The following is a 9,482-nucleotide window of genomic DNA, read 5'->3' on the forward strand; positions in this document are numbered from 1 at the left end:
CCGAAGCTCGCGGCGCACGCTCATCATCGGCTTCGGCGCACCGGCTTCGCGGGGTAACGGCCGTGGACCGCGTGCTCTCCCACGAGAACGCGCCGCCAGTCGTTGGCGTCATGGATGGTGTGGACTCGCGCGTTGCGCCAATGGCGATCGTAGCCGTGCCGGCTCTCCGCCGCGGACGCGCCCGAGAGCGCGAACAGCAGGTTGGCCGCGTCGATCGCGACGTCCTCGGCGAGCGCCTTGACCGCGAACGCGGCGACGGCAGCCCGTCCGGACGCGGCCTCGTCGACACCGTCCGCCGCGGCCCCGTCGTGCTGTCGCGCCGCGGTGGAGAGCAGCGCCTCGAGCGCGTGGAGCTCGGCCGCGGCTCGCCCGAGCCGGGCGTGCAGCAGGCGATCCTCCCCCGCCGATGGCGCGCGTGCGCCGAGCCGAGGCCGCGAGCGCTGCCGGACGGACGCGACCAAATCGTCCAGCGCCGCGCGCGCGATGCCGACGTCGATCGCGGCATGGAGCAGCACCCCGTAGGAGTGGAACAACGTCGGCCGGTCGAACAGCCGCCAGTGCGCCACCACGTCGTCGGCGGGGACGTGCACGTCGTTGAACTGCGCCGTGCCGCTGAATGTCACGCGCTGGCCGATCACGTCCCAGTCGCCGAGCACCGCGACGCCTTCGGCCTCGCGCGGCACGAAGGCGAGCACCTGCCGCTCGTCGGCGTCGATCGCCGCGACCGGGATCCACTGGGCCGTCAGCGCGCCGGTGCAATAATATTTGGTGCCGTTCAGGCGAAAGGCGTCGCCCTCGCGCGTCAGCCGCGTCCGCAGGTCGAGCGCGGAGGACCCGCGCTCCGCCTGCGCGTTGCCGAAGCGGGCGCCGCGCAGCACCTCGCCGAAGAAGCGCCGCTGCTGGTCCGGCGTGCCGTCCTGGCGGAGCGCCTCGACGAAGAGGAAGTGGTTCTGCGGTAGCTGCCCGATCGCCGGATCGGCGACCGAGCGCAGACGGAATACCTCCGCGACGGTCGCATAGGACACGTCGGCACCGCCGAACGCGCGCGGCACCGTGATCGCGAGCAGCCCGGAGGCGGACAGCGCATCGAGCTCGGCATAGGGCACGGTGCGGTCGCGGTCGCGCGCGATCGCACCGGCGGCGATCTCGGTCGCGAGCGCGCGCGCCACCGCGACCGCCTCCGCCGCGTCGGCGATGACATGCCCCGTCCGCGACGACACGGGCTCGCGCGCGACCACCACGCTCACAGCCCTGTCTCCCCGCTCAGCAGCGCGCGGCCGATCGCCTCGTGACGCAGGTGAAGCGCCTCGTCGCTGCGGTCCGGCGCCCAGGCCACGCGCGACGGGAAGCTGCCGAAGAGGTCGAGCAGGAGCGAGCGCGCCAGGATCGCCGCTTCGTCGGCCGCGTCATCGCGCTCGGCCAGCGCCTCGGCCGCGTCCAGACGGGTGCGCAGCCGACCGATCTCGGCCAGCGTACCGGGGTCGTCGGCGAGCAGGTCGCCGACGAGGCTGGCGGCGATCTCGGCGAACAGCCGCTCGCCGGTGGCGAGATCGTCCGACACGCCCATCAGCTGGCACTCGCGACGGGTTCGCGCGTCTTCGCGGGCGCGAAGGGTACGTCCGCCGCGCCACCGTCGACGACCTGACCGAACGGATGGCGCCACAGGCCGTCGCGCTCGAGGATCGGCAGCACGCCCTCGCCGAACCAATAGGCCTCCTCGAGGTGCGGCACGCCCGAGAGCACGAACTCGTCGATGCCGACCGCGGCATATTCCTTGATCCGCTCCGCCACCTCGGTGTGGCTGCCGACGAGCGCGGTACCCGCGCCGCCGCGCACCAGGCCGACGCCGGCCCAGAGATTGGGCGCGATCTCGAGATTGGCGGTGGAGCCCTGGTGGAGCGCGATCATGCGCTTCTGCCCCTCCGACTCGCTGCGCGCCAGCCCGGCCTGGACCGAGGCGATCGTGGCGGGATCGATCCCCTGCAGCAGCCGCTCGGCCTCGGCCCAGGCCTGTTCCGACGTGTCGCGGCTGATCACGTGGAGCCGGATGCCGTAGCGCAGCGTGCGACCCTGCCGCGCGGCCAGCTCACGGATCCAGGCGACCTTCTTGGCCACCGCGTCGAGCGGCTCGCCCCAGGTGAGGTAGACGTCGCTGTGTGCCGCGGCGACCGGGCCGGCCGCCGCGGACGAGCCGCCGAAGTAGAGCGGCGGCACGGGATCCGGCACGCGCGGGATGGTCGCGCCGACGACGCGCAGATGCTCACCGTCGAAGTCGGCGCGACCGTCGCGCCACAGCGCGCGCACGATCGTCAGGAACTCGTCGGCGCGCGCGTAGCGCTCGTCCTTGGACAGGAAGTCGCCGTACGCCTGCTGCTCGTGCTGCTCGCCGCCGACCACGACGTTCAGCAGCAGCCGCCCCTGCGAGTGGCGCTGGAAGGTCGCCGCCATCTGCGCCGAGAGCGTCGGCGAGATCAGGCCAGGGCGGAAGGCGACGAGGAACTTGAGCCGCTCGGTCACCTCGACCAGCATCGCGGTGGCGAGCCAGGCGTCCTCGCACCACGCCCCCGTCGGCGTCAGCGCGCCGACGAAGCCGAGCTGCTCGGCACTGCGCGCGATCTGGCCGAGATAGGCGATCGAGGCGGGGCGGGCGCCGCCGGCAGTGCCCGCGGGCACGCCGTGGCCGCCCCCGACGATCTGGCGGCTGTCGCCGTAGGTGGGCAGGAACCAGTGGAAGTCGAGGGTCATGACTGCATCCTTGCGTTGGCCTGGAGCGGCGCGGCGTCGACGAGGCGGAGCGGCGCGGCGGGATGGGAGAGCGCGACGGGATCGCGGTAGCGCGCGCCGTGATGGTCGGCGGGCAGGCGCGCGTGGCCGGCGCCGAACAGCCGCTCGCGCAGCGTCTCACCGGGCACGTAGCCGTCGCGATAGCGGCCACGGCGGCGCAGCTCGGGGATGACCAGCTCGATGAAGTCGCGCGCGGTCTCGAACGAGAGATACTGGCGCAGGTTGATGCCGTCGATGCCGTCCTCGTCGAGCCAGCGCTCGACCGCGTCGGCGACGATCTCGGGCGTGCCCGCGACGAAGAAGCGGTCCTCGTCGAAGCCGGCGAGCGCGTCGAGCACGTCGCCCACGGTCACCGCGCTGCCGCCGGCCAGCGCCAGCCGCGCCCAGCGCGACGGGTCGGCGCCGGGCACCTGGGCGAGCGGCGTGTCGCGCGGGTACCGCGTGTAGTCCACCTTCGACATGGCGTGGACCAGTTTGCCCTCGACGCTCAGCAGGCGGCGATAGGCGTCGAGCTTGGCCGCGACCGCGTCGCTGTCCTTGCCGACGATGATGCCGGCCTGGACGACGAACTTGATGCCGGCCGGATCACGCCCCTGCTCGACCGCGGCGGCGCGCATCGCGGCGATGTTGGCGCGCACGTCCGCCTGGGTCGCGCCCCCGGTGAACACCACCTCGGCGTGACGCCCGGCGAAGGCGATGCCCGCGCGCGACCCCGTCGCCTGGTAGAGGACCGGGGTACGCTGCGGGCTGGGCTGGGTCAGGTGCGGGCCGGCGACGCGGAAGTGCGTGCCCTCGTGGTGGATGTAGCGGACCTTCGAGGGGTCGGTGTAGACGCGGTTGGCGCGGTCGACGATCACCGCGTCGTCGTCCCACGAGCCTTCCCACAGCTTGTACAGCACGTCGAGATACTCGTCCGCGATCTCGTAGCGGTGGTCGTGCGCCACCTCGTCGGCGTGGCCGAAATTGCGCGCGGCGTTGGGCAGGTAGGAGGTGACGATGTTCCACCCCACCCGCCCCTTGGTGAGATGGTCGAGTGTGCTCATCCGACGCGCGAAGGCGAAGGGCGGCTCGTAGGTGGTGGAGAAGGTGACACCGAAGCCGAGATGCTGCGTCACCGCCGCCATCGCCGGGATCACCAGCAGCGGGTCATTCGAGGGGATCTGCACCGCCTCGCGCAGCGCGGTCTCCACGCCGTCGCGGAAGCCGTCGTAGGCGCCGATCACGTCGGCAAGGAACACGCCGTCGAACTGCCCGTGCTCGAGCAGCTGTGCCAGCTCGGTCCAATAGTCGATATCGTTGAACCGGTGCCGGTTGTTGTCGGGATGCACCCACAGGCCGTGGACGATATGGCTGACGCAGTTCATCTCGAAGAGATTAACGTGGAGCTGCTTAGGCATGGGCTGACCTCATGGGATCGAGCGACGGGATCGCGGCCAGGAGCGCGCGCGTGTAGGGGTGTGCCGGCGCGGCGAAGAGCCGGTCGGCCGGCCCGTCCTCGACCAGCCGCCCCTCGTGCATCACCGCGATCCGGTCGCTGACGCGGCGCACCACGCCGAGGTCGTGGCTGATGAACAGGCAGGCCAGACCGAGCCGCGCCTTGAGATCGTCGAGCAGCGCGAGCACCTCGGCCTGTACCGACACGTCGAGCGCCGACACGGGCTCGTCGCAGATCAGCGCGCGCGGCTCGAGCGCGAGCGCGCGCGCGATCGCGACGCGCTGGCGCTGTCCGCCAGAGAGCTCGATCGGTCGGCGCGAGAGCAGGCCGGCGTCGAGCCGCACCAGCCCCAGCAGCGCCGCGGCACGGTCGTGGCGCTCACCGCGCGCGACACCGCGCAACGCGAGCGGCTCGTCGAGCACGCGGCGCACGGTATAGCGCGGGTCGAACGAGGCGAGCGGGTCCTGGAAGATCACCTGGACGTCGCGGCGCCGCGTGCGCCGCTCGCGCGCGGGCAGGTCGCGCCAGTCATCGCCCGACCAGCGTACCACCCCCGCGTCGGGCACCTCCAGTCCGAGCAGCATGCGAGTCAACGTCGTCTTGCCCGAGCCCGAGGCGCCGACCAGACCGATCGTCTCGCCCGCATGCAGCGCGAGGCTCACCTCGCTCACCACCGTGCAGGGGCGGCGATCGGCGCCGGGATAGGTCTTGCTCACGCCCTCGGCGGCGAGCAGCGGCGCCGCCGGCGTGAGCGGGACCACCGCGGTGGGCGCGGCCGCCACGCGCGGCCGAGCGCCGTGGATCGCGGCCGCGGCCTCGACCAGCGCGCGCGTATAGTCGTGGCGCGGGTCGCCGAGGATCGCGGCGGCGCTGCCCTGCTCGACGATCCGGCCGTGGCGCATCACCGCGATCCGGTCGGCCAGCTGCGCCACCACCGCGAGATCGTGGCTGACAACGATCAGCGCGCCGTCGCGCGAGCGCAGGTCGCGCAGCAGCGCGAGGATCTGCGCCTGCACCGCGGCGTCGAGCGCGGTGGTCGGCTCGTCGGCGATCAGCAGTGCGGGGTCGTTGGCGATCGCGGCGGCGATTAACGCGCGCTGGCGCAGGCCGCCGGAGAGCTGGCGAGGGTGCTGGCGCGCGCGCAGCTCTGGCTCGGGCACGTGCACCGCGCGGAGCAGCTCGATCGCCCGCTCGCGGCGCTCGGCGCGGGTCAGCCCGCCCGCGGCGCGCAGCGGCTCCTCGATCTCGGCGCCCACGGTGCGCAGCGGGTCGAGCGAGCCGAGCGCGTCCTGCAGCACGAATCCGATGCGGCGCCGGCGCAGCGCGCCCCAGTCGCGCTCGCGATAGCCGAGCAGGTCGTCGCCCGCGAACGCCAGCCGCCCCGCCGCGGTGCGCGCGCCCTGCCCCGCCAGCCCGATCAGCGAGCGCGCGGTGACGCTCTTGCCCGAGCCCGACTCACCCACCAGCGCGAGGCACTCGCCCGGCGCGACGGTGAAGCTCACCTCGCTCAGCACCGGCGCGGCGTCGCCGAACGCGACCGAGAGTCGGTCGACCTCGACCAGCGGCGCACGCGGCGCGGGGAAGGCGATCGTCACAGCTCGCGCCCCTCGCCGTGGCGGATCGCGGCGCGGCCGAGCGCGGTGACCGCCAGCACGGTGAGCGTGATTGCGGCGCCCGGCGCAGCGACCAGCCACCAGGCGTTGGCGAGGAAGTTGCGCCCGACCGCGAGCATCGCGCCCCATTCCGGCGCGGGCGGCGGCGCGCCGAAACCGAGGAAGCTGAGCGCCGCGCCCGCGCCGATGCTCACTCCCACACCCATGGCGGCGACCAGCAGGACGGGGCGGACCGCGTTGGGCAGGACGTGGCGCCAGATCAGCACTGCGCCGGGCTGACCGAGCGTGCGCGCCGCTTCGACATAGCCGCTGGCGCGCACCAGCTTGGCCTGCGAGCGGACCATGCGCGCGTAGCGCGGGGTCGCCGCGACGCCGACCGCGACGATCGCGTTGCCGAGCCCCTGGCCGAAGAAGGTGATGATGACGAGCGCGAGCAGCAGGTCGGGGAAGGCGAGCAGCGTGTCGAGCAGGCGCCCGACCAGCGCGTCGGCGACGCGTCCGCCGAGACCCGCAACGAGGCCGAGCGCGGTGCCGGCAACGAGCGCGAGCGCGGTCGCGGCGAACCCCATCAGCAGCGACGGGTGCACGCCATGCACGAGACGCACCAGCACGTCGCGCCCGTTCTCGTCGGTGCCGAGCCAGTGCGCCGCGCTCGGCGCGTAGAAGGCGTCGCGCCCGCTGCCGACCAGCGGGTCGCCGCCGATCACCAGTCCGGGGGCGAGCGCGGCGACGAGCAGCAGCGCGAGGAACAGCGCGGCGAGCGCGACGCCGAGGGGGACGCGCCTGCGCGCCGCGAACCCTGTCGGCGCCGCCGCCTGCACCTGGTCTGGCGGCTCCGCGGCCGCGAGCGGCAGGTCGAGCGCGGTACCAACATAGGGCCAGACGGCGGCGCGGGCGGGACCGGCCTCGGCCAGCGCGCGGATCGGATAGGTGCTCATGACGGCGTCTCCGGTCGGTCAGGCGCGCGCGCGCGCAGCGGGCGGGGCGGCGGCGAATTGGCTGGCGGGGCGGTCCAGCCCGAGATGGTCGCGCAGCGTCGAGCCGGCATATTCGTGGCGGAACAGGCCGCGCGCGCGCAGCAGCGGCACTACCTCGTCGACGAAGACCTCGGCGCCCGAGGGGAACATGTCGGGCATCAGGTTGAAGCCGTCCGCGGCGCCGGCGCGGAACCACTCCTCCAGCGTGTCCGCGATCTGCTCGGGCGTGCCGACCGCGAGCCGGTGGCCGCTGCGGATCCGGCGTGAGAGCTGGCGCACGGTCAGCCGCTCGGCCCGGGCGAGGTCGAGCTGGGCCTGGAGGAAGCCGTGCGAGCCGGTGGTGAACGACGCCACGTCACCGATCCGCGCCCACGGCAGCTCGGCGTCGGGGTCGAGCTCGGCGGCGGGGATGCCGATCCGCTGGGCGATCTGCGCGACCAGCCCGTCCTCGCCGAGATAGCCGTCGAGCGCGTCGCAGCGCGCCTGCGCCTCGGCCTCGGTGCTGCCGATCACCGTCGACAGGCCGGGCATGATCTTGAGCTGGTCCGGGTCGCGGCCCCAGGCGCGCGCGCGGGTCTTCATCTCGCGGTAGAAAGCGACGCCGTCGGCCAGCGTCGTCTGGGTGGTGAAGATCGCGTCGGCGCGGCGCGAGCCGAGCGCCTTGCCGCCCTCCGACGCGCCCGCCTGCACCAGCACGGGTCGGCCCTGCGGCGAGCGCGGCACGTTGAGCGGCCCGCGCACCTGGAAGTGCGTGCCGACATGGTCGAGCCGGTGGACCTTACCGGGATCGGCGAAGCGCCCCGCCGCGGCGTCGCCGATGATCGCGTCGTCCTCCCAGCTGTCCCACAGCTTCTGGACGACGTCGACGAACTCGTCGGCACGTCCGTAGCGATCGCCGTGGAGCGGCGCGCCGGCGAGGCCGAAGTTCTGCGCCGGCAGGTCGCCCGCATTGGTGACGATGTTGCACGCCACGCGCCCGCCGCTGAGATGGTCGATCGAGGCGAGCCGGCGCGCGAGGTTGAACGGGTCGTTGTAGGTGGTCGAGCAGGTCGCGATCACGCCGATATGCGTCGTGGCCAGCGCCACCGCGGTGAGCAGCACGGTGGGCTCGAGCCGCCCTCCGGGATTAGTCGCGACATTCTCCTGCAGCGCCGGGCCGTCGGCGAGGAAGATCGCGTCGAGCGTGCCGCGCTCCGAGATGCGCGCGATGTTGATGTAATAATCCTTGTCGAGATAGGCGGTCGGCGCGACCTCGCCGAGCCGCCACGCCGCCTGGTGCCCGCCCAGCCCCAGGATGTTCATGCCGATGCTCATCTGGCGCTGTGCCATGGTCAGCCCTCCCTCGACGCCGGCACCGCGCCCGCCGACCCGTCGGTGGCCGCGCCCTCCGCCGCCGCCTCGTCGCGCGCCTTGGCGAAGCGCTCCGCCCAGGCGGCGCGCGGGTTGGTGCCGTTGAGGTGATAGTCGCCGAGCGCGCGCTCGCGCTGGATCGCAGGGTTGTGCGAGGCGATCACGCGCGCGTTGCGCCAGTGGCGGTCGAGCCGCCGCGCCTCCTGAGTCGCCGAGGCGCCGCCGACCTCGAACAGCAGCCCCGTCGCCTCCAGCACCAGGTCGATCGCGAGCTGCTGGCCGTGATAGGCGGCGATGTCGGCGGCGAGAAAGGCGGGATCGTCCGGGTCTGCCCCGTAACGCCACGCCGCGTGCGCCGCCTCGAGCCGCTCTGACACGCCGCCGACGATGCTGTCGAGCGCGAAGGAGAGGCTGCCGAGCCGTCCGACGACGCGCTGGACGAGCGGGTCGGCGGCGACGTCGGTGGTGCCGGGCACGCCGAAGGTGCGCGTCTTGGCGCGGACGAAGGCGACCGCGTCGCGCAGCACCGCGCGGCCGATGCCGGCGAAGGCGGCGAGGTGGAACTGCTGATAGAAGGCGGTGAGGTAGGTGTCCGCCTTGAACTCGCCGGCGGTGAAGCGCCGCAGGATCTGGTCCTCGGCGACGGTGACGTCCTCGAAGCGGGTGGTGCCGCTGCCGGTCAGGCGCTGGCCGAAGCCGTCCCAGTCGTCGATCCGGCTGACCCCCGGCGCGGTCGCCGAGACGATCACGCTCAGCCGCTCGTCGCCGTCCGCCGCTGCGGCGTGGATCCAGTCGGCGTAGAGCGTGCCGGTCGAGTAATATTTCTCACCGTCGAGGCGCCAGCGCTCGCCCTCGCGCGTCAGCTTCACCAGCGTCTCGGTGCCGGTGCTGCGCTCGGCCATCGCCGCGCCGAACAGCTCGCCCGCGGCGACCCGCTCGAACCAGCGCGCGTTGGTGGCGGTGTCGGGGTGGTTGAGCCGCCCCTCGACGAAGGCGAAATGCGCGCGCAGCGTCTGCACCAGGTTCGAGTCCGCCTCGCCCAGCTCGATCAGCAGCCGGAAGAGCTGGGTCAGCGTGGCACCGGCGCCGCCCTGAGCGACCGGCAGCCGGGTCGCGCCGAAGCCCGCGCGGGCGAGCGCGGCGACCGCGTCATAGGGCAGCTCGCGCTCGATCTCGCGTCGTACCGCCGCGTCGGCGATCTCCGCGAAGAGTGGGCGAAAGCGCGCGGCGAGCGTCTCGTAGGCAGGCGGCTCGGCGCTGCCGGAGGCGGGCCGTGCCACAACGGGCTTCAGTTCGATGACAGCCATGACGGGCTCCTCGGGA

Annotated in this window: 8 protein-coding genes; all 8 read right to left on the reverse strand. The window is 73.4% G+C overall.

What is annotated here, in order from left to right; translation table 11 throughout:
* Positions 1 to 23: 23 nt before the first annotated feature.
* Genes KZ813_RS15930 through KZ813_RS15965 form a run of 8 tightly spaced genes read right to left on the reverse strand, consistent with a single transcriptional unit; the run spans position 24 to position 9,466 of the window.
* On the reverse strand, positions 24 to 1,247 hold the full coding sequence (locus tag KZ813_RS15930; RefSeq protein WP_219755977.1) for an SfnB family sulfur acquisition oxidoreductase: 1,224 nt from the start codon (positions 1,245 to 1,247) through the stop codon (positions 24 to 26).
* Positions 1,244 to 1,561, reverse strand: a complete 318-nt coding sequence (locus KZ813_RS15935; RefSeq protein ID WP_219755978.1) for a hypothetical protein — start codon at positions 1,559 to 1,561, stop codon at positions 1,244 to 1,246. The genes KZ813_RS15930 and KZ813_RS15935 overlap by 4 nt, the downstream gene beginning before the upstream one ends.
* Positions 1,562 to 1,566: 5 nt before the next feature.
* Entirely contained in the window at positions 1,567 to 2,745 is a 1,179-nt protein-coding gene (locus KZ813_RS15940) for an LLM class flavin-dependent oxidoreductase (protein WP_219755979.1), read from the reverse strand.
* Positions 2,742 to 4,181, reverse strand: coding sequence for an NtaA/DmoA family FMN-dependent monooxygenase (locus KZ813_RS15945; protein WP_219755980.1), 1,440 nt, complete (start codon positions 4,179 to 4,181; stop codon positions 2,742 to 2,744). The genes KZ813_RS15940 and KZ813_RS15945 overlap by 4 nt, the downstream gene beginning before the upstream one ends.
* Positions 4,174 to 5,814 carry a dipeptide ABC transporter ATP-binding protein gene (locus tag KZ813_RS15950; RefSeq protein ID WP_219755981.1) on the reverse strand — a complete coding sequence of 547 codons (1,641 nt, stop codon included), beginning with the start codon at positions 5,812 to 5,814 and terminating at the stop codon, positions 4,174 to 4,176. The genes KZ813_RS15945 and KZ813_RS15950 overlap by 8 nt, the downstream gene beginning before the upstream one ends.
* Positions 5,811 to 6,770, reverse strand: coding sequence for an ABC transporter permease (locus KZ813_RS15955; RefSeq protein WP_219755982.1), 960 nt, complete (start codon positions 6,768 to 6,770; stop codon positions 5,811 to 5,813). Before KZ813_RS15955 ends, KZ813_RS15950 begins: the two co-directional genes overlap by 4 nt.
* Positions 6,771 to 6,788: 18 nt before the next feature.
* On the reverse strand, positions 6,789 to 8,138 hold the full coding sequence (locus tag KZ813_RS15960) for an LLM class flavin-dependent oxidoreductase (protein WP_219755983.1): 1,350 nt from the start codon (positions 8,136 to 8,138) through the stop codon (positions 6,789 to 6,791).
* Between the two features lie 2 nt (positions 8,139 to 8,140).
* A complete protein-coding gene (locus tag KZ813_RS15965) occupies positions 8,141 to 9,466 on the reverse strand; it encodes an acyl-CoA dehydrogenase family protein (protein ID WP_219755984.1) in 1,326 nt (441 codons plus the stop codon).
* Between the last annotated feature and the right edge of the window lie 16 nt (positions 9,467 to 9,482).

This window comes from Sphingomonas folli (assembly GCF_019429525.1).
GTDB lineage: Bacteria > Pseudomonadota > Alphaproteobacteria > Sphingomonadales > Sphingomonadaceae > Sphingomonas > Sphingomonas folii.